Annotated in this window: 16 protein-coding genes; 6 read left to right on the forward strand and 10 right to left on the reverse strand. The window is 60.4% G+C overall.

Translation table 11 applies throughout. The features are described 5' to 3' along the window. Positions 1-72: 72 nt before the first annotated feature. Positions 73-2,679 carry a leucine--tRNA ligase gene (gene leuS, locus AACY02_RS07245; protein ID WP_339431355.1) on the reverse strand — a complete coding sequence of 869 codons (2,607 nt, stop codon included), beginning with the start codon at positions 2,677-2,679 and terminating at the stop codon, positions 73-75. A gap of 254 nt (positions 2,680-2,933) precedes the next feature. On the opposite strand from leuS, the gene AACY02_RS07250 reads away from it, so the two are divergent. Both AACY02_RS07250 and AACY02_RS07255 read left to right on the forward strand, forming a co-directional pair. Beyond that, positions 2,934-3,257 carry a hypothetical protein gene (locus AACY02_RS07250; protein WP_339431356.1) on the forward strand — a complete coding sequence of 108 codons (324 nt, stop codon included), beginning with the start codon at positions 2,934-2,936 and terminating at the stop codon, positions 3,255-3,257. A 104-nt stretch (positions 3,258-3,361) separates the two neighbouring features. Continuing rightward, the gene (locus AACY02_RS07255) at positions 3,362-4,141 is read left to right on the forward strand and encodes a YdcF family protein (protein WP_339431357.1); all 780 of its coding nucleotides are present in this window, start codon (positions 3,362-3,364) and stop codon (positions 4,139-4,141) included. A gap of 91 nt (positions 4,142-4,232) precedes the next feature. On the opposite strand, the gene lnt is transcribed toward AACY02_RS07255, so the two are convergent. From lnt to miaB, 5 genes are all read right to left on the reverse strand, one after another. Next, positions 4,233-5,756 carry an apolipoprotein N-acyltransferase gene (gene lnt, locus AACY02_RS07260; RefSeq protein ID WP_339431358.1) on the reverse strand — a complete coding sequence of 508 codons (1,524 nt, stop codon included), beginning with the start codon at positions 5,754-5,756 and terminating at the stop codon, positions 4,233-4,235. Between the two features lie 14 nt (positions 5,757-5,770). Further along, positions 5,771-6,610: an HlyC/CorC family transporter gene (locus AACY02_RS07265; RefSeq protein ID WP_007909641.1), complete on the reverse strand. Its 840-nt coding sequence runs from the start codon at positions 6,608-6,610 to the stop codon at positions 5,771-5,773. 5 nt (positions 6,611-6,615) lie between these two features. Further along, a complete protein-coding gene (gene ybeY, locus AACY02_RS07270; RefSeq protein ID WP_339431359.1) occupies positions 6,616-7,110 on the reverse strand; it encodes an rRNA maturation RNase YbeY in 495 nt (164 codons plus the stop codon). Next, complete coding sequence (locus AACY02_RS07275) at positions 7,103-8,101, reverse strand: PhoH family protein (protein WP_339431360.1); 999 nt, start codon at positions 8,099-8,101, stop codon at positions 7,103-7,105. The genes ybeY and AACY02_RS07275 overlap by 8 nt, the downstream gene beginning before the upstream one ends. Before the next feature lie 205 nt (positions 8,102-8,306). Beyond that, the gene (gene miaB / locus AACY02_RS07280; protein ID WP_339431361.1) at positions 8,307-9,635 is read right to left on the reverse strand and encodes a tRNA (N6-isopentenyl adenosine(37)-C2)-methylthiotransferase MiaB; all 1,329 of its coding nucleotides are present in this window, start codon (positions 9,633-9,635) and stop codon (positions 8,307-8,309) included. Between the two features lie 133 nt (positions 9,636-9,768). On the opposite strand from miaB, the gene AACY02_RS07285 reads away from it, so the two are divergent. After that, complete coding sequence (locus tag AACY02_RS07285; protein WP_003185742.1) at positions 9,769-10,098, forward strand: DUF1820 family protein; 330 nt, start codon at positions 9,769-9,771, stop codon at positions 10,096-10,098. A gap of 138 nt (positions 10,099-10,236) precedes the next feature. Here AACY02_RS07285 and AACY02_RS07290 read toward each other — a convergent pair whose 3' ends face one another. From AACY02_RS07290 to AACY02_RS07305, 4 genes are all read right to left on the reverse strand, one after another. Further along, the gene (locus AACY02_RS07290; RefSeq protein ID WP_042561233.1) at positions 10,237-10,791 is read right to left on the reverse strand and encodes a tetratricopeptide repeat protein; all 555 of its coding nucleotides are present in this window, start codon (positions 10,789-10,791) and stop codon (positions 10,237-10,239) included. 224 nt (positions 10,792-11,015) lie between these two features. Continuing rightward, on the reverse strand, positions 11,016-12,299 hold the full coding sequence (gene hemL / locus AACY02_RS07295; protein WP_339431362.1) for a glutamate-1-semialdehyde 2,1-aminomutase: 1,284 nt from the start codon (positions 12,297-12,299) through the stop codon (positions 11,016-11,018). A 17-nt stretch (positions 12,300-12,316) separates the two neighbouring features. Continuing rightward, on the reverse strand, positions 12,317-12,940 hold the full coding sequence (thiE, locus tag AACY02_RS07300) for a thiamine phosphate synthase (RefSeq protein WP_339431363.1): 624 nt from the start codon (positions 12,938-12,940) through the stop codon (positions 12,317-12,319). A gap of 18 nt (positions 12,941-12,958) precedes the next feature. Continuing rightward, the gene (locus AACY02_RS07305) at positions 12,959-13,756 is read right to left on the reverse strand and encodes a hydroxymethylpyrimidine/phosphomethylpyrimidine kinase (RefSeq protein ID WP_339431364.1); all 798 of its coding nucleotides are present in this window, start codon (positions 13,754-13,756) and stop codon (positions 12,959-12,961) included. Positions 13,757-14,061: 305 nt separating this feature from the next. Between AACY02_RS07305 and AACY02_RS07310 the strand changes: the two genes are divergently transcribed. The 3 genes from AACY02_RS07310 to amn all read left to right on the forward strand — a co-directional run bounded on the left by AACY02_RS07310 (position 14,062) and on the right by amn (position 19,757). Further along, complete coding sequence (locus AACY02_RS07310) at positions 14,062-16,416, forward strand: 7TM diverse intracellular signaling domain-containing protein (RefSeq protein ID WP_339431365.1); 2,355 nt, start codon at positions 14,062-14,064, stop codon at positions 16,414-16,416. Between the two features lie 98 nt (positions 16,417-16,514). Continuing rightward, positions 16,515-18,164 carry an acyl-CoA dehydrogenase family protein gene (locus AACY02_RS07315; protein ID WP_339431366.1) on the forward strand — a complete coding sequence of 550 codons (1,650 nt, stop codon included), beginning with the start codon at positions 16,515-16,517 and terminating at the stop codon, positions 18,162-18,164. A 93-nt stretch (positions 18,165-18,257) separates the two neighbouring features. Continuing rightward, positions 18,258-19,757, forward strand: coding sequence for an AMP nucleosidase (amn, locus tag AACY02_RS07320; protein WP_339431367.1), 1,500 nt, complete (start codon positions 18,258-18,260; stop codon positions 19,755-19,757). The last annotated feature ends 64 nt before the right edge of the window (positions 19,758-19,821 follow it).

The following is a 19,821-nucleotide window of genomic DNA, read 5'->3' on the forward strand; positions in this document are numbered from 1 at the left end:
GAAACCAGGTGGGCCGACCGTGCGGCCCGAAAGGTTTTACTCGGCGCCAGGCGAACCTGACGCCCGATCCAATTAGCTGGCGACAATATTGACCAGTTTCCCGGGCACTACGATCACTTTACGAATAGTCAGGCCGTCGACAAAACGCAGCACGTTTTCGTTGGCGCGCGCTGCCGCTTCGACTTCTTCACGGGTTGCGCTGGCCGGCATGTCGATCTGGCCACGCAGCTTGCCGTTCACTTGAATGACCAGTTGCAGGCTGTCCTGTACCAGCGCGCTGTCATCCACCGCCGGCCAGCCAGCGTCGATCACGGCGTCAGCGTGACCCAGCTGATTCCACAACTCATGGCTGATGTGCGGCGTGATCGGAGCCAGCAGCAGTGTGACGGCTTCCAGGCCTTCGTGAATCAGTGCGCGATCCTGTTCGGTGCCTTGCGCGGCTTTTTCCAGCACGTTCATCAGCGTCATCACTTGAGCGATGGCGGTGTTGAATTTGTGGTTCTGGCCAACGTCGTGGCTGGCCTGTTTGATGGCCAGGTGGATCGCACGGCGAACGGCTTTCTGCTCGTCGTTCAGGTTGGCGATGTCCAGTTTGCCCGGCAGGCCCTGAGTAACGTGGGCTTGAGCCAGACGCCAGACGCGCTTGAGGAAGCGGTGCGAACCCTCTACGCCGGAGTCGGACCATTCAGCGCTCATGTCAGGCGGCGAGGCGAACATCATGAACAGGCGGCAGGTATCTGCGCCGAACTGATCGATCATCGACTGTGGGTCGACGCCGTTGTTCTTGGACTTGGCCATCTTCTCGGTGCCGCCGATTTCCACCGGCAGGCCGTCGGATTTGAGCTTGGCGCTGATGACCTTGGCTTTGCTGTCACGTTCGAGTTCGACGTCCGCCGGATTGAACCAGGTGTAAGCGCCATTGGCTTCGCGGCGGTAGTAAGTCTCGGCGATCACCATGCCCTGGGTCAGCAGGTTCTTGAACGGCTCGTTGGAGCTCACCAGACCTTCGTCACGCATCAGCTTGTGGAAGAAGCGCGCGTAGAGCAGGTGCAGGATGGCGTGTTCGATGCCGCCGATGTACTGATCCACCGGCAGCCAGTGGTCGGCTGCGGATTTTTCGACCAGGCCACCTTCAAAGTGCGGCGAAGCGTAACGGGCGTAGTACCACGACGACTCGACGAAGGTGTCCATGGTGTCGGTTTCACGCTTGGCAGGCTGGCCGCATTTCGGGCAGGTGCACTCGTAAAACTCGGGCATGCGCGCCAGTGGCGAACCAGCGCCGTCCGGCACCACGTCTTCCGGCAGGACGACAGGCAGTTGATCTTCCGGTACCGGTACGTCACCGCACGCATCGCAGTGGATGATCGGGATCGGGCAGCCCCAGTAGCGCTGACGGCTGATGCCCCAGTCGCGCAGGCGGAACTGGGTGCGCGAGGCGCCGAGCTCTTTCTTGATCAGGGCCACTTCCATGGCGTCGAACGCGCCAGCGAAGTCCAGGCCATCGAATTCGCCGGAATTGATCAGGGTGCCGTGCTCGCCGTAGGCGTCTTGCCACGGGGCCGGGTTGGTCTCGCCGGAGCTGGTACGCACGACCGATTTGATCGGCAGGTTGTACTTGTGGGCGAACTCGAAATCACGCTCGTCGTGAGCCGGCACCGCCATGACCGCACCGTCGCCGTAGTGCATCAGCACATAGTTGGCGACCCATACCGGCAGTTTTTCGCCAGTCAGCGGGTGCTCGACGAACAGGCCGGTCGGCAGGCCTTTTTTCTCTTGAGTGGCGACGTCGGCTTCAGCGACGCTGCCGCCCTTGCATTCGGCGATGAACGCTTGCAGCGCTGGGTTGTTCTGCGCAGCCAGAGTGGCCAGATGATGCTCGGCAGCCACGGCGACGTAGGTCGCGCCCATCAGGGTGTCCGGACGGGTGGTGAAGACTTTGAGCGTGCCGGCTTCGCCGATGGAGTCGACGTTGTACGGGAACTGCACTTCCATGCCGCGGGATTTGCCGATCCAGTTGCGCTGCATGGTCTTGACCTGTTCCGGCCAGCCAGTCAGTTCGTCGAGGCTCTCCAGCAGCTCATCCGCGTACGCGGTGATCTTGAAGTAGTACATCGGGATTTCGCGCTTTTCGATCAGCGCGCCGGAACGCCAGCCGCGACCGTCGATGACCTGTTCGTTGGCCAGAACGGTCTGGTCGACCGGGTCCCAGTTCACGGTGCCGTTTTTACGGTAGATCACGCCTTTTTCGAACAGGCGAGTGAACAGCCATTGTTCCCAGCGGTAGTAATCCGGCTTGCAGGTAGTGACCTCGCGGGACCAGTCCACCGCCAGGCCCAGGCTGCGCAGCTGGGACTTCATGTAGGCGATGTTTTCGTAGGTCCACTTGGCCGGGGCCACGTTGTTCTTCATCGCGGCGTTTTCCGCCGGCATGCCGAAGGCGTCCCAACCCATCGGTTGCAGAACGTTCTTGCCTTGCATGCGCTGGTAGCGGGAGATCACGTCGCCGATGGTGTAGTTGCGCACGTGCCCCATGTGTAGCTTGCCGCTGGGGTAAGGGAACATCGACAGGCAGTAGTAAGTCTCCTTGCCTGGCTGTTCACTGACTTCAAAGGACTTTTGCTCATCCCAGAACGACTGGGCGGCGGCTTCGATCTCACGGGGCTGATATTGTTCGTGCATGGCTACTTTTGTACTGGATAGGGGTGGCCTAATCCTCTTCAACGCGGCATTCGGGATGGCCCGGACGAGCTGGAAGTGGAATGACAGGAAGCGCCGTAGCATACATGACCGCGCTTGGCCTAGGGAAACCCTGATTACAGCTGTTTGGCCCGGTCAATCCATGGCGAGGGCCGTTGGTCGCGGCGTACAGCCGGTTTGTGCAGCGAAGCTAAGCTCTAACTGGGGAGTGAGTCTTATTGTCAATGAGGTGAGGGATGGTGGAGTCACAGCAAAAAAACGTTACGAAACCCGAGTTGTACGAACGGTTGATGGATCGTCTGGGCATGGCTCTGGACGCTGCAAAAACCGCTGGCCGGCTGCGCGATGAGCGCCCCCTGGAACTGGAATTGCGTGACTTGAGCCCCGCCGAGTTCAAACTGGTCAAGGCTTATCTGGATCGCAGCGAACGTGAAACGCACGGATGCTTGTCGCAGGCAGTGAAGCAGCTCGATGCAACGCATTCCGCCAAGGTCATCTGGCTTAAGGACCGGGCGCCCGGCAGAGAATCCGTCAAGGTTCGCTCTTTGCAGGCCAAGTAAGCGCATGGCAGGTCAAAAAACGGATCTTTTTCAACAGGATCCCACCTATCGGTTGTCACGCATTATTAACACTCTTACGCTTCGGGCATCTTTGGAGATGCCCGATGCCTTTTCGTTATTTCATCAAACAACTTCTATTGCCGCCCGGCATTTTATTATTGCTGTTGCTGGCGGCGTGGTGGTTGCGCCGCTCCCGTCCGCGTCTGGCCGGATTGTGTTTCGCCATCGGTTTTGGCGGGTTCTGGTTGATGAGCCTGCCGGTGGTCGTGCAGTGGGGCGCCAAGGCGCTTGAGCGTGAGCCACCGCTGGCCCGGGACGAGTGGGCGACGCTGGCACAGCGGGCCGATGCGATTGTGGTATTGGGTTCGGGCCGTGAGCGCGGCGATCTGGCCTGGGGCGCGGATCAGCCGACCGGCGTGGGGCTTGAACGTCAGCGCTACGCGGCGCGACTGGCCAAGGCATCGGGTTTGCCGATCCTGACCAGTGGCGGTCTGCATTACGGTACGCCGCCGACGGAGGCGAAATTGATGGCGGACTCGTTGCGTGATGACTTCGGCGTGACTGTGCGTTGGCAAGAGGGGGCGAGCCGTACGACCTGGGAAAACGCTAAGTTCACCGCCGATATGCTGCTGCCGCAGGGGATCAAGCGCGTGGTCGTGGTGACACAGGCCTGGCACATGCCGCGCTCGGTCTGGAGTTTCGAGAAGGCGGGATTTGAAGTAGTGCCGGCACCGGTCGGGTTCCTGGGCACGGACAACGCGAGGCCGCTGGGCGGCTGGATGCCGGAATTCAAGTCGATCTGGCAGAGCGGCCAGTTGTTGAATGAGGCGGTGGGGCAGGTCGGGTATTCACTGTTTTACCGGAGTGAAGCAGTCGCCGATTGATTGAGTGTTGCTAATGGCCTCTTCGCGAGCAAGCCCGCTCCCACATTTGGAATGCATTTCAAATGTGGGAGCGGGCTTGCTCGCGAAGCTTTTAAAGGGTTTTTGACATCCGGCTCGCCATCAGTGCCCAGCCAAACAGCAGCAAGCAGACAATGATCAACGGCCACGAACGCCATCGCAGATACGGCGTCAGATTGTGCATCGGTACCACCTCACCGTACAAAACGCCCTGCTCGAACTGCGGAATCTGTTCGGTGATCTGCCCGAACGGGTTGATCAAACCGGTCACGCCGTTGTTGGTCGCACGGATCATCCAGCGTCCGGCCTCCAGTGCGCGCATCTGTGCCATCTGCAAGTGTTGCAGCGGACCAATCGACGTTCCGAACCAGGTGTCGTTGCTGATCGTCAGCAGCAGATCGCTGCGGGCCGACAGGCTGGCGGCAAACTCCGGATACACCACTTCATAGCAGATGAACGGTGCGATCTGATAACCCTTGGCCTGCAACAGTGGCTGATCGGCCGGGCCGCGAGCAAAATCGGACATCGGCAGATCGAAGAAAGCGATCAGCCCGCGCAGAATGTCCTGCAACGGCACGTATTCGCCGAACGGCACCAGTTTCTGTTTCAGGTAAGTGCCATCGCCTTCGCCGACCACGGTGATGCCATTGAAGAAGCGCTTTTCGTGACGAACCGTTTTGCGAATCGGCACGCCGGTGATCAGCGCCGATTTACGCTCGGCGGCAAAAGTGCCCATCATGTTCAGGTAGCCCTCGGCGGACTCCTTGAGCACCGGCACGGCGGTTTCCGGCCAGATCAGCAGGTCCACCGGTTTGGAACGCAAGCTCAAGTCGCGGTACAGCGCCAATTGTGCGTTGAGCTGTGCCGGGTCCCATTTCATGCTTTGTTCGACGTTGCCCTGGATCGCCGCGACGCTCAACGGCGCGCCCGACGGGCTGGTCCAGGCATGGCCCTTGAGCGCAATACCTGCCACCCACGGCCCAACCAGCAACAGCAGGCCGGCCGCGACAAAACCCTTGCGGCCGGATTTGATCAGGCGTGGGGCGTTGTAGATCAGTGCAGCGGTGAGTGCCAGAACGAACGACACCAGCCACATGCCACCCACCGGTGCGAGTCCGGCCAACGGGCCGTCGAGTTGGCTGTAACCGGAATACAGCCATGGAAAACCGGTGAGGAACCAGCCGCGAAACGCTTCCTGGCCGACCCATAACGCGGCGAACGCCAAGGCGTCGGCCAATGGCGCCTCATTACGGCGAAGCCAGCGCGCCCAAAGCCAGGCGGGCAAAGCAAAGAACCAGGCAATGGCGGCGGTGAACAGCAGCATCAGGAAACCAGCCAGCAACACCGAAGCGCCGCCGAAGTGGTGGATGCTGTAGTAGATCCAACTGGTGCCGGCGCCGAACAGGCCGAAACCGAAGCACCAGCCACGTCCCAGTGCCTGGCGGGGGCTCAGCTCGCGCAGCCCGGCATAGAACAGGCCGACCGCCAGCAATGCCAGCGGCCAGATGTTGAACGGTGCCAGCGCTAACGTGGTGATTGCACCGGCCGCCACGGCCAGCAGGTTACCGGGCCAGCCGGGGCGGGTTGTCCAGCGCATTTCAGTCCTTAGAATTAACGTGCGATTGGCGTGAGTCGCAGCAAGTGAATCCGACGGCTGTCGGCGTTCAGGATGCGGAAACGATAGGCGCCGATTTCAGTGATTTCGTTGCGTTTTGGCAAGTGCCCGAACGCGCTCATCACCAGACCGCCGACGGTGTCGAACTCATCGTCGGAGAATTCGCTGTCGAAGAACTCGTTGAAGTTCTCGATCGGCGTCAGGGCCTTGATCAGGAAATCGCCACTTGGCAGCGGCTTGATGTAGCTGTCTTCTTCGACGTCGTGCTCGTCTTCGATGTCGCCGACGATTTGTTCGAGCACGTCTTCGATGGTCACCAGACCCGCCACACCGCCGTACTCGTCGATGACGATGGCCATGTGGTTGTGGTTGGCGCGGAATTCACGCAGCAGCACGTTCAGTCGTTTGGACTCCGGCACGAAGGTGGCCGGGCGCAGCAGATCCTTGATGTTGAAGCTGTCGCCATTTTCCTTGAGGATCAGCGGCAGCAAGTCCTTGGCCAGCAGCACGCCCATCACGTCGTCATGGCTTTCGCCGATGACCGGATAGCGCGAGTGGGCCGAGTCGACCACGGCCGGGAGGAACTCGCGGGGTGTCTGGGTCGCCTTGATGCTGATCATCTGCGAACGCGGCACCATGATGTCGCGTACTTGCAGGTCAGCCACCTGAATGGCGCCTTCGACGATGGCCAGCGCTTCGCTGTCCAGCAGTTTGTTCTGATGTGCATCGCGCAGCAGCTCTAAAAGCTCCTGGCGGTTCTTCGGCTCGTGGGCAAAAGCCTGGGTCAGTTTACCCAGCCATGACTTCTGCCCGTTGCTCGATCGATCTTCGCTCATAGCGATTACTCTGAATCCTTTGTTGTAACGATAGGGGATGTTTCGGGTTCGTCGTCCGCGTACGGATCGGGGTAGCCCAGTTCAGCAAGCAACTCGCGTTCCAGTGCTTCCATTTCTTCGGCTTCCTCGTCATCTATATGGTCGTAACCGAGCAGATGCAAGCAGCCGTGAATGACCAGATGTGCCCAGTGGGCCTTAAGTTCCTTGCCCTGTTCAGCAGCTTCGCGCTCGACCACCGCCACGCAGATCACCAGATCGCCGAGCAGCGGGATGTCGAGAAACTCGTCGGGCACTTCCGCGGGGAACGACAGGACGTTGGTCGCGTAGTCCTTGTGGCGCCAGGTGTGATTGAGCTCGCGGCCTTCTTCCTCGTCGACCAGGCGAATGGTCATTTCCGAGTCGGCGGTGCGCTGGCGCAGGGCCAGTTCGCACCATTGGCGGAACGCAGCTTCACTCGGGGCGTTCGCGTCGGTCGCGATTTGCAGGTCTAGCTCAAGCATCGCGCGAAGTTTCCTTGGGTGCATCGGCGCGGCTTTCGAAGCGCTCGTAGGCTTCGACGATCCGCTGCACCAATGGGTGGCGCACGACGTCCTTGGGCTGGAAGTGCGTGAAACTGATGCCCGGCACGTCCTTGAGAACTTCGATCACATGGTGCAGCCCGGATTTGGTGCCGCGCGGCAAGTCGACCTGGGTGATGTCACCGGTGATCACTGCTGTGGAGCCAAAGCCGATACGGGTCAGGAACATCTTCATCTGCTCGACGGTGGTGTTCTGGCTTTCGTCAAGAATGATGAAGCTGTTGTTCAGCGTACGGCCGCGCATGTAGGCCAGCGGCGCGACTTCGATCACCTGACGCTCGATCAGCTTGGCCACGTATTCGAAACCGAGCATTTCGTAGAGCGCGTCGTAGAGCGGGCGCAGGTATGGGTCGATTTTCTGGGCCAGGTCGCCGGGCAGGAAACCGAGTTTTTCACCCGCTTCGACCGCTGGACGCACCAGCAGGATGCGACGGATCTGCTCGCGTTCCAGAGCATCGACAGCGCAGGCCACGGCCAGATAGGTCTTGCCGGTACCGGCCGGGCCGATGCCGAAGTTGATGTCGTTGCCGAGGATTTCCTTCACATAGCGCAGTTGATTCAAGCCGCGTGGGCGAATCATGCCTTTTTTGGTGCGCAGGGCGACGGAGGCTTCGGCGGGGGCGTGGTTGTCCAGCTCTACAACGGCCGATTCCTGGAGGAACAGGTGCACCATGTCTGGCGACAACTCAGTACCTTTGGTTTCCCGGTACAGGCGGCGCAGCAGGTTTTCCGCAGAAGTGGTGTGCTTGGGGTCGCCGATCAGCTCGAACTGGTTTCCGCGGTTGCGGATCTCGATGGTCAGGCGCTGTTCGATCAAGCGCAGATGCTCGTCGAATTGCCCGCACAGATTGGCGAAGCGGCGAGCCTCAAAGGGCTCGAGGATAAAACGATGTGGTTCGATGGGTGCGTTCAAGGTCGTATTTAGCCGCCCTGGGGCAATTAGGATGAAATCAAGGATAACGCCAGTGGCGTGGGTGCGAAAGCTCTTAAATATCGCAAGGTCAATCACAGGCCTTGTGGAAGCGGGCTTGCTCGCGAAAGCGGTGTGTCAGCAACGTTGATAGTGGCTGAAGCGACGTCTTCGCGAGCAAACCCGCTCCCACAAGGGACATGTGTTGCTACTGGATCAGCGAGCCGCGCAGCGAGTGCGGTTGCGCCGCGTCGATGTGCACGTCGGCGAACTGACCGATCAGCGTTGGATTGTCGCAGCGGAAGTTGACGATACGATTATTCTCGGTGCGCCCTTGCAACTCGCCCGGGTCTTTTTTCGAATAGTCGGTTACCAGAATCCGCTGGATCGAACCGACCATTTGTCGGCTGATTTCGAAACCTTGCTGATTCAAACGATGTTGCAGCGCGTCCAGGCGTTCTTTCTTCAGCTCTTGCGGGGTGTCATCCGCCAGATCGGCAGCCGGGGTGCCCGGGCGCTGGCTGTAGACGAACGAGTAGGAAAAGTCGAAGCCAACGTCGGCAATCAGCTTCATGGTCTGTTCGAAATCTTTCTCGGTCTCGCCGGGGAAGCCGACGATGAAGTCCGAACTGATGCAGATCCCCGGCACGGCAGCGCGCAGTTTGCGCAGCTTCGATTTGTACTCCAGCGCCGTATGGTTACGCTTCATTGCCGCCAGAATCCGGTCCGAGCCCGACTGCACGGGCAAGTGCAGGTGCTTCACCAGTTCCGGCACATCGGCGTGGGCCTGGATCAGGCTGTCGGAAAACTCCAGTGGATGCGAGGTGGTGTAGCGAATGCGGTCGATGCCGTCGACGGCCGCGACTACGCGGATCAGTTCGGCGAGATCGGCCAGGCGCCCGTCGTGGGTGGTGCCGCGATAGCCGTTGACGTTCTGGCCCAGCAGGGTCACTTCACGCACGCCGTTTTCGGCCAGGTGGATGATCTCGGCGATCACGTCATCGAACGGGCGGCTGACTTCTTCGCCGCGGGTATAAGGCACCACGCAGAACGTGCAGTACTTGCTGCAGCCTTCCATCACCGACACATAAGCGCTCGGGCCATCGATGCGCGGCTCGGGCAAGTGGTCGAATTTTTCGATTTCCGGGAACGAGACGTCCACTTGCGGCAGCTTGCTGCTGCGCGCCGCGTCGATCATTTCCGGCAGGCGGTGCAGGGTCTGCGGGCCGAACACCACGTCGACGTACGGCGCGCGATCGCGGATCGCCGCGCCTTCCTGGCTGGCCACGCAACCGCCGACGGCGATTACCATGTCCGGGTTGGCCAGTTTCAATTCGCGCCAGCGGCCGAGTTGCGAATACACCCGATCCTGGGCGCGCTCGCGGATCGAGCAGGTGTTGAGCAGAATCACGTCGGCGTCTTCCGCGCGAGCGGTGACTTCCAGGGCCTGATGTTCACCCAGCAGATCGACCATGCGCGAGCTGTCGTACTCGTTCATCTGGCAACCGTGGGTTTCGATGTAAAGCTTCTTGGCCATGGATTTTGATCGTCACGTGATTCAAAGAACCGCGCATTATAGGGAACAAGCCCTCAGGTTCCTACCGCTGTGCGTCCGGTGGCTATGCTATAGTTTGCGCCCTCATTTTTATCCCCGATGTTATCCGCCCGCCATGACCAAACGCGAAGCTCCAATCTACAAGGTGATTTTCCTCAATCAGGGCCAGGTATTCGAAATGTACGCCAAGCAGATCTATCAAAGTGATCTGTGGGGTTTCCTGGAAGTGGAAGAGTTCGTCTTTGGCGAGCGCACGCAAGTGGTCGTCGACCCGAGCGAAGAAAAGCTCAAGGCACAGTTTGAAGGCGTTGTGCGCAGCTTTGTGCCGATGCATTCGATCGTGCGCATCGACGAAGTCGAACGCCTCGGCACCCCGAAAATCAGCGAAGCCCGCGGTGCGGTCGGCAATGTGATGCCGTTTCCGATGCCGATGCCTGAGAAGTAAGGCTCAGGACCGAGTCGCCTCATTCGCGAGCAAGTCGAATCGTCGCACCGTCGCTCCCACAATTGATCTTCAGTGTTCAGAAGATCCCATGTGGGAGCGGGCTTGCTCGCGAAGAGGCCAGAAAAATCCGTACAGAATTCAGGGAAGGGGCGAGAACGGCGTACGCCCATCGGCGCTTTGCAGTTCCATCAGGTATTTACGGAAAATTTGCCCGAGCACCTGAGTGGCGGTTTCGAGATCTTCGCGGGACATTTTTTCGGAGACTTCGTCGGCTGTATCGAGCGCCTCTTCGGCGCCGTTGACCGCGGCCATCTTCAGTACGATGTACGCCTGAATGTTGTTGGCCTGCACGCCTTCACCGTGGAAGAACATGGTGCCGAGCTTGAATTGCGCCTGGGCGTGGCCTTGCAATGAGGCCTTTTCGAAATAGCTCAGGGCTTGATTGAGGTCGCGCGGCGCATTCTTGCCGTCGTAGTAGAACTCGCCCAACTCGTATTGCGCTTGCGCATCCCCTTCATCCGCCGCTTTCTGGCAGGCAGCCAATGCCTGCGTGACGTCTTGCGGCTGAGTATTGAGGGTGCAACGACCCATCGCCGGGATCAACAACGAGTTGCCGCCTGCTTGTGCATGCGCGAGCAGGGGCTGAAGGAGCAACAGGCAGCCCAAGGCAAGGGTGCGGCCGGTGCGGTTCATGGGAATCGACTTACCTCTGAAGGGCACGCGGACCCATCGAGGGATCCAATAAGCGCGCATTATGAAATAAGCAGGGCCAACCTTACAAAGTCTTTACTCGTTTTTCTGCTGCGCGGGGAATATATCGCCCACTTTCAGGAAGATTTTTGGCAGAGGCGTGGAAAAAGCGTGGGGATGTAGGTGAAGGCTGACGCTGGCAATGGCCAACGTCAGCGGTACGGCAATTACTTCAACGCAGCGAAGGCGCGTTCGGCAACGTCCAGCGTCAGTTTTAACTCGGCTTCGCCATGGGCGATCGACGTGAAGCCGGCTTCGAATGCGCTCGGCGCCAGATACACGCCGCCCTCCAGCATCAGGTGGAAGAAGCGACCGAACAGTGCAGCGTCGCTAGCCATCACGTCTTCAAAGGTGACGATGGCGTCGGCGCCGCTGAAGTACAGGCCGAACATGCCGCCCGCCTGGGTGGTCACGAATGGAATGCCAGCGGCATCGGCGCGTTGTTGCAGACCGTCGAGCAGACGCGTGGTGTAGTCGGTCAGCTCGGCGTGGAAACCCGGACGGCTGATCAGGCGCAGGGTGGTCAAGCCAGCGGCCATGGCCAGAGGATTGCCCGACAAGGTGCCGGCCTGATACACCGGGCCCAGTGGCGCGATGCGCTCCATGATTTCACGTTTGCCACCGAAGCAGCCGACCGGCATGCCGCCGCCAATGATCTTGCCGAACGTGGTCAGGTCGGGATTGACGCCGTAGTACGCCTGAGCACCGCCGAGGGCGACGCGGAAACCGGTCATCACTTCGTCGAAAATCAGCACCACGCCATGTTTGTCGCACAGCGAGCGCAAGCCTTCGAGGAACCCCGGTGCTGGCGGCACGCAGTTCATGTTGCCGGCCACGGGCTCGACGATGATGCAGGCCACTTCCTGGCCGACTTCAGCGAGCATCTTTTCAACGGCGTCAATGTCGTTGAAGGGCAGGGTCAGGGTGTGTTTGGCGAACGCCGCCGGCACACCGGCCGAACTTGGCACGCCTTGGGTCAGTGCGCCGGAACCGGCCTTGACCAGCAGGCTGTCGGAGTGACCGTGGTAGCAGCCTTCGAACTTGATGATGCTGTCACGACCGGTGTAACCGCGAGCCAGGCGGATGGCGCTCATGGTCGCTTCGGTGCCGGAGCTGACCATGCGCACCATGTCCATCGACGGCACCAGCGAGCAGACCAGGTCGGCCATCTCGGTTTCCATCGCGGTTGGCGCACCGTAGGACAGGCCGTGTTGCAGTTGATTGCGCACGGCGTCGAGCACGTCTGGATGGCTGTGGCCAAGGATCATCGGGCCCCACGAACCGACGTAATCGACATAACGCTTGTCGTCTTCGTCGGTAACGTAGGCGCCTTCGGCGTGCTTGAAGAACAGCGGTGTGCCGCCCACGCTTTTGAACGCACGAACTGGCGAGTTGACGCCACCGGGAATGTGTTTCTGGGCGTTGGCAAACAGGGTTTCGGAACGAGACATGATCGGGCTCTCAATCTTCAGGATTTGAACAATTCGTTGAACGCGCGAGCGCGGCGGGTCACTTCGGCGGTGCTTTCAGCGCCGAACAGGCCGTGGACGACGGCCAGCAGGTCGACACCATGGGCCACCAGCGGCGCGGCGTTGTCGAGGGTGATGCCGCCGATCGCGCAGATCGGCAGATGCAGTTGGCGACGGGCGTCATCGAGCAGATCGAGGCTACAAGTCGGTGCGCCGGGTTTGGTGTTGGAGTTGAAGAAGCGGCCGAAGGCGACGTAGCTCGCGCCTTCTTTGGCGGCTTGTTCGGCCAGTTCGATCTGCGCGTGGCAGGTCGAGCCGATGATCGCTTTCGAGCCGAGCAGAGCGCGGGTCGGTGACAGTGGGCCGTCGGTCTGGCCCAAGTGCACGCCAACGTTGAGGCGCGCAGCCAGTTCGGCGTCATCGTTGATGATCAACTGCGTTTTGTAGCGCTCACACAGATCGCGCAGCGCTTCGGCTTCGCGCAGGCGGCGGGCCTCGTCGCTGCTTTTGTCGCGGTATTGCAGCAGGGTGACGCCGCCTTCGAGCGCCGCCTCCACGTAGGACAGAAACTTCCCGGCCAGCAATTGGCTGTCGGTAATGGCATACAGGCCACGTAGTTTCATCAGGCAGACCTCACGACGTTACGAGCAGAAATCCAGCGGCAGACGACGCGGCACGAACTGGCCTTTGCCCAGTTGTTCGGCGTCGCGCAGGGTGCGCCAGGTGTAATCCAGTGCACTGCGCACAGCGCTGGCGAGGTTTTCGCCCTGAGCCAGGCGACCGGCCAGAGCGCTGGCGAGGGTGCAACCGGAACCGTGATAGCTACCCGGCAGACGCTGGCAATAAAAGGTTTCACGCAGGCCGTCGCGGCTGTACAGGCGATTGTGGATTTCAGTTTCGTCGCCGTGGCCGCCGGTGATCAGCAGGTTTTTGACGAACGGCAAGAGTTTTTCAGCGCACTCGTCGGCAGTGCCTTCGGGCAGTTCAGCGAGGATTCGGGCTTCGGGAAGGTTGGGGGTGGCAATGATCGACAGTGGCAGCAGACGTTCACGCATCGCATAGCCGACCTCGTCCTTGCCCAGACGTCCGCCGCCGCCGGCGCGCAGCACCGGGTCGCAGACCACTGGCAAGTGCGGATGCGCTGAAAGCAGTTCGACGACGGTGTCGACCATTTCCAGCGAACCGAGCATGCCCAGTTTGACCGCAGCGACGTCGGAGTCGTTGAGCACGGCATTGGCCTGGGCCAACACCCACTCGCGGTCGAGGACGCGGAAGTCAGTGACGTTGACGGTGTCTTGCACGGTCAGGGCGGTGACGGCCGGAGCCGCATGGCAACCCTGCGCGAGCAGGGCTTCGATATCTGCCTGCAAGCCGGCGCCACCACTGGGGTCGTGGCCGGAGAGACAGAGGACAACGGGGCGTGAGCTGTAGATATTCATGGTGCGCGAGCTTACCACCAAACCTGATTTTCCGGTTCAGTGCCGTTGTGTCCTGTCGATAGCCCGGGCATAGAACCCCGACCGTATTGTCACAACTTGACCGACTCAACAGCTCTAGCTCGCTGCTTTGCTCTGAAACGCCCGTTCTAGAGCCTTTGTAGGAAAAATTTCGATGGTGCTCAATGGCCATCAACGGCTATGCTAGGCTGGATCCAAACCAATAACAGGTAATACCGGTTTTACGTCTACTCAAAGGGAATGGGGGGGCTTCCTGACACAACCGGACGAGCCACGCTGGGGCTTCAATGCGCTATTTGCTGATGTTGCTGTTCTGCTTGCCCCTCATGGCGAGCGCCGTCGAATTCGACGAGTTTACCCAGAGCCTCCCTCTGGGCCGGTCACTGCAAGTGTTCGAAGATCCGGGCGGTCAGGCGAGCATTGCCGATGTCCGCGCGCAGGCTGCTGCCGGCCATTTCAAACCCAACGACAAAGCCACGCTCAATGCCGGGTACTCGCGTTCGGCGTTCTGGCTGAAAATCGACCTGCATTACCGTCCTAATAATCCGACCGCACAACGCACCTGGTTGCTGGAACTGGCTTATCCGCCACTCGACCATCTCGACCTGTATCTGCCCGATGCCAAGGGCGACTACCGCCTGGTGCGTCAGACCGGCGATGCGCTGCCGTTTGCCAGCCGCGAGATTCGTCAGAACAGTTATCTGTTTGACCTCGCCTTCAAACCCGATCAGCAACAAACCGTGTTCCTGCGCCTGGCCAGTGAAGGCTCGATCCAGGCACCCGTGACATTATGGTCGAGCACCGCGTACCTTGAAGACCAGCCAGTGCGCCTGTATGTGCTGGGCGTCATTTATGGTGTGTTGCTGGGGATGCTGGTCTACAACCTGTTCATCTACCTCAGTGTGCGCGACACCAGTTACCTCTATTACATCTTCTACATTGCCTCGTTCGGTCTTTATCAACTGTCGGTGAACGGCGCCGCCGTCGAGTATTTCTGGCCGAACAATCCGTGGTGGGCCAACGCTTCCACCCCCTTCTTTATCGGTTGCGCCGGCCTGTTCGGCAGCCAGTTCGCCCGCAGCTTCTTGCAGACCAAAAACCACAGTCGTTGGCTTGATCGCCTGCTGATCGCCCTGATCGCGTTCGGTGCATTGGTGGTCGGGTTGTCGCTGATGACCAGTTACGCCCTGGCCCTGCGGCTGGCGACGACCCTGGCGTTGACCTTTACCGTGGTGATTTTCGCGGCGGGGATTCTCGCCTGGTGGCGCGGCTTGCGCGTGGCGCGGTACTTCATCATTGCCTGGTCGGCGTTCCTGCTGGGCGGCGTCATCAATACGCTGATGGTGCTGGGCTTGCTGCCGAACGTATTCCTGACCATGTACGCCAGCCAGATCGGCTCGGCCATCGAAGTGGCGCTGTTGTCGCTGGCACTGGCGGATCGCATCAACGCCATGCGCGAGCAGCAGGCGCAAACGCTGTACGACGCCGGTCAGAAACTTGAAGTGCTCAACCAGCAACTGGCCCACAGCAACAAGCTCAAGGATGAATTCCTTGCGACCCTGACCCATGAACTGCGCACGCCGATGAACGGTGTGATCGGCTCGCTGGAACTGATGCAGACCGTCGACCTTGACCCCGAGCTTGAGCAATACCAGCAGACCGCCGCCGGTTCTGCCCGGGACATGATGCGCATGGTCAATGGCATCCTTACCCTCACCGAATTGCAGGCCGGCAAGCTCAAGGCCACCCCTGGCAGTTTCAGCCTGCGCGGTGTGGTTGAAGCATTGCGTGTGCAGTTCGACGGTAATGCCGCGAGCAAGTCGCTGGACTTCAAGGTCGATGTTCTGCCGACTCTGCCGGACCGCCTGCACGGTGACAGCGCGAAACTGGCCCAATGCCTGGAATGCCTGCTGGACAACGCCCTCAAGTTCACCCGCGTTGGCGGGCTGGCGCTGCGCGTGACCGGCAAGCCGTCGACGGACAATCGTCTGGCGTTGTCGTTTGCGGTGATCGACACCGGCATCGGCTTCACCGATCTGGGCGAGGCGACGCTGTATCAGCGTTTCTTCCAGCTCGACGGTTCGATGACCCGCGAATATGGAGGATTGGGCGTGGGTCTGGCGATCTGTCGGCAATTGGTCGAATTGCTCGGCGGCACGCTCACCCACCGTTCTGAACCCGGAAGTGGCAGTCGCTTCCAGTTGGATGTCGAGTTCGAGTTGCCGGTGGTCGAGCCTGCCCTTGCCCCCACGCCTTTGCGCGATTGCATCCGCGCACCGCAGGACTGCACGGTGATGTTGGTGGATGACAACAGCGTCAATCAACTGGTGATGCGCGGCATGTTGCTCAAACTCGGTTTTCGCGTGCGTACCGCCGACAACGTTGCAGTGGCGCTGGACTTGTTGCAGCGTGAAAGCTTCGACGCGGTGCTGATCGATTGCCAACTGCCCAGCCACGAAGGTGTTTCGCTATGCTGCCAGATTCACGCTTTGCCGGGCTGTGCCCATCTGCCGGTATTCATGTTGGCGTTGAGCGCTGATCGAGAGCCTTGTGCCACGGACGCGTCGATTGATTACCTCAACAAACCGGTGAAATTCGAAGATCTGCAGTCGGCGCTGGAGCGATGGGTATTGTGCTGCTGACAGGGTAAAAGCGCCGCCAGTTCGGCGGCTATGACACTTTGTTCGACGATGGGCCGGTGCTTAACTGGTGTCTCTGGCTGATCCCAAGGAGCCCCGTCATGAACCTGCATCAGTTCGCCGAAACCCACGAAGTCACCAATCAGCCACCGTCGCTGGACGGCACCAACCTCTACCGCATCGACCTGCCATTGCAGGAGTGGTCGCGGCGGTTCGGTGCCGGTTGGGCCGAGTCGCGGATCGATGCCTACGGTGAACTGGCCGGCGGCCCGTTGATGGAAGCCGGGTTCCTCGCCAATCAGAACAAACCGGTGTTCGCCAGCCATGACCGCTACGGTCATCGCATCGATCTGGTGGAATTCCATCCCGCTTATCACGAACTGATGCGTACCGCGATCGAGCATGGCCTGACTTCGTCGCCGTGGACTCATCCACAGGACGGTGCCCATGTCGCCCGCGCCTCGATGAGTTATCTGCACAGCCAGGCCGAGGCCGGCAGCGGGTGCCCGTTGACCATGACCTTCGCCAGTGTGCCGGCCCTGCGCTTGCAACCCAACCTGGCCGAGCAATGGCTGCCGAAAGTCCTTGCCACCCAATACGATCCGCGCAATGTCGGCATGGCGCACAAGGCCGGTGTCACCCTCGGCATGGCCATGACTGAAAAACAGGGCGGCACCGATGTGCGGGCCAACACCACCAAGGCTTATCCGGTCGGCGCCAGTGGGCCGGGGCAGGCGTATGAACTGGTCGGGCACAAGTGGTTCTGCTCGGCGCCGATGTGTGATGCGTTTCTCACGCTGGCGCAGACCGACAAGGGCTTGAGCTGTTTCCTGCTGCCACGCCATCGCCCGGACGACACGCGCAATCAGTTCTATATCCAGCGCCTGAAAAACAAACTCGGCAATCAGTCCAATGCCTCCAGCGAAGTGGAATTTCGCGGCGCGTTGGCGTGGATGGTCGGCGAAGAAGGGCGTGGTGTGCCGACCATCATCGAAATGGTGGCGATGACGCGCTTTGATTGCATGGTCGGCTCCAGCGCCTTGATGCGTCAGGCCCTGACTCAGGCCAGCCATCACTGCGCGCACCGTAAGGTCAGCGGCAAACTGCTCAGCGAGCAACCGTTGATGCAGAACGTGCTGGCCGATCTGGCCCTTGAAAGTGAAGCCGCATTGGCCTTGAGCCTGCGCATGGGCCGTGCGCTGGATCATCTGGACGATCGCCACGAAGCGCAATTCGCCCGGCTGGTGACGGCGGTGGGCAAATACTGGATCTGCAAACGCGCCCCGGCAATGATCAACGAGGCGGCCGAGTGCATGGGCGGCGCGGGGTATGTCGAAGACAGCATCCTGCCGCGCCTGTACCGCGAGGCGCCGGTCAACTCGACGTGGGAAGGCTCGGGCAACGTGCAGTGCCTCGACGTGCTGCGCGCCTTGTCGAAAGAGCCGGGCGTGCTGGATGTGTTGTTCCATGAATTGGGTGACGGCCATGGTGACAAACGCCTGGCTGCGCATATTCAGCAGTTGCAGGCGCAGTTCAAGGACACCGGCGATATTCAGTATCGGGCGCGGCAGTTGACCGAGGACATTGCGCTGGGGCTTCAGGCCAAGCTGTTGCTGGAGGCGGGGAATGCGGCGGTGAGCGATGCGTTTATTGCCAGTCGGTTGGGTGGCAATGGCAGGGTCTACGGCGCGCTACCGCGGGGCCTTGATGTCGAAGCCATTGTCGCCCGCTCGACCCCGCAAGGTTTCTGAGACACTACAAATCCCACAGGGGATCTTCTTTGTTTGAAAGATTGAGGTACAGCCACAACGCCACTGTTCCCGTCGCGCCACGATGCAGGCAAGATGAAGCTCTGCAAGTCAGAACACAGGAAGCTGATCGTGACCGAAGCGTTTATTGTTGTTCAAACCGCTGAACAAGCCGTGGATCGTCTGGCCCAGCTGCATGAGCGGGCCACTACTGCGCTGAATTCGGCGCTCAAGCGTTACCTCAAGGATCGCGTCGAGCCCGACGCCGAGCAGCGTGCTCTTTTTCGTTATCCCGAACTGCGTCTGACCTACCACTGCCATGGCGAAGTCCCGCAGACCACCCGCGCTTACGCCAAAGTACAGCTGCCGGGCACCTACAGCGTGACCGTCACCCACCCGGCGGCGTTTCGCAAATACCTGCTCGAACAACTGACGCCGTTGATGCACGATTTCACCGTGACCGTGGAAGTCGGCGTCAGTCAGCAAAATATTCCGTATCCGTACGTGGTCGAACAGGGCGATGAACTCGCCGGTTCCGGCGTGACGGCGGCAGTGCTGGCGCGGGTGTTCCCCAGTACCGACCTGTCGGCCGCCACCGATGGCATCGCCGACGGTCTCTACGATTGGGAAAACACCGACCCCCTGCCGCTGGCGTTGTTTGATGCGGCGCGCGTCGACTTTTCGCTGCGTCGTTTGGTGCACTACACCGGCAGCGACTGGCGCCATGTACAGCCGTGGATTCTGCTGACCAACTATCACCGCTACGTCGACCAGTTCATCGTCCATGGTCTGGAGCAGTTGCGCAGCGATCCGCGTTTCGTGCGCATGGTGCTGCCGGGCAACGTGATCATCGACAAGAGCATGGATCACGGCGAAGCGTCGGCGATTGCCGCGGGTGTGGTCTGGCACCGTTATCAGATGCCGGCCTATCACCTGATCGCCAGTGATGGTCATGGTGTGACGCTGGTGAATATCGGCGTCGGTCCGTCCAATGCCAAGAACATCACTGACCACTTGGCCGTGTTGCGTCCGCATTGCTGGCTGATGATCGGTCACTGCGGAGGGCTGCGTCAGTCGCAAACCATCGGCGACTACGTGTTGGCCCACGCTTACATGCGTCGCGACGGGATTCTCGACCGGGTGGTGCCGCCGAACATTCCGATCCCGGCGCTGGCCGAAGTACAGCTCGCGCTTCAGCAAGCGGCAGCCAATATCACCGGTGAGAAAGGTGAAGAGCTGAAAAAGCGCCTGCGCACCGGCACCGTGCTGACTTACGACGACCGTAACTGGGAGTTGCGCTGGGCGCAGGAGCGTCCGTTGATCAATCTGTCCCGCGCCGTGGCGGTGGACATGGAAAGCGGCACCATCGCAGCGCAGGGTTATCGCCTGCGGGTGCCGTACGGCACGTTGTTGTGCGTGTCGGACAAACCGCTGCACAGCGAGATCAAACTGCCGGGCTCGGCCAATGCGTTCTACGAGCGTGCGGTCAGCCAGCACTTGAAAATCGGCATCGAAGCGGTGGACCTGCTGCGCACCGAACTCAACTCGCTGCACTCGCGCAAACTGCGCAGCTTCGACGAACCGCCGTTCCGTTAACGGTTTGTCGTGGTCATTTGGCGGTCAGGGCACTAGCATTAGCAGCCCTGACCGTTAGATGTTC

Source organism: Pseudomonas sp. EA_65y_Pfl2_P78 (assembly GCF_963970495.1).
Classification (GTDB): domain Bacteria; phylum Pseudomonadota; class Gammaproteobacteria; order Pseudomonadales; family Pseudomonadaceae; genus Aquipseudomonas; species Aquipseudomonas baetica_A.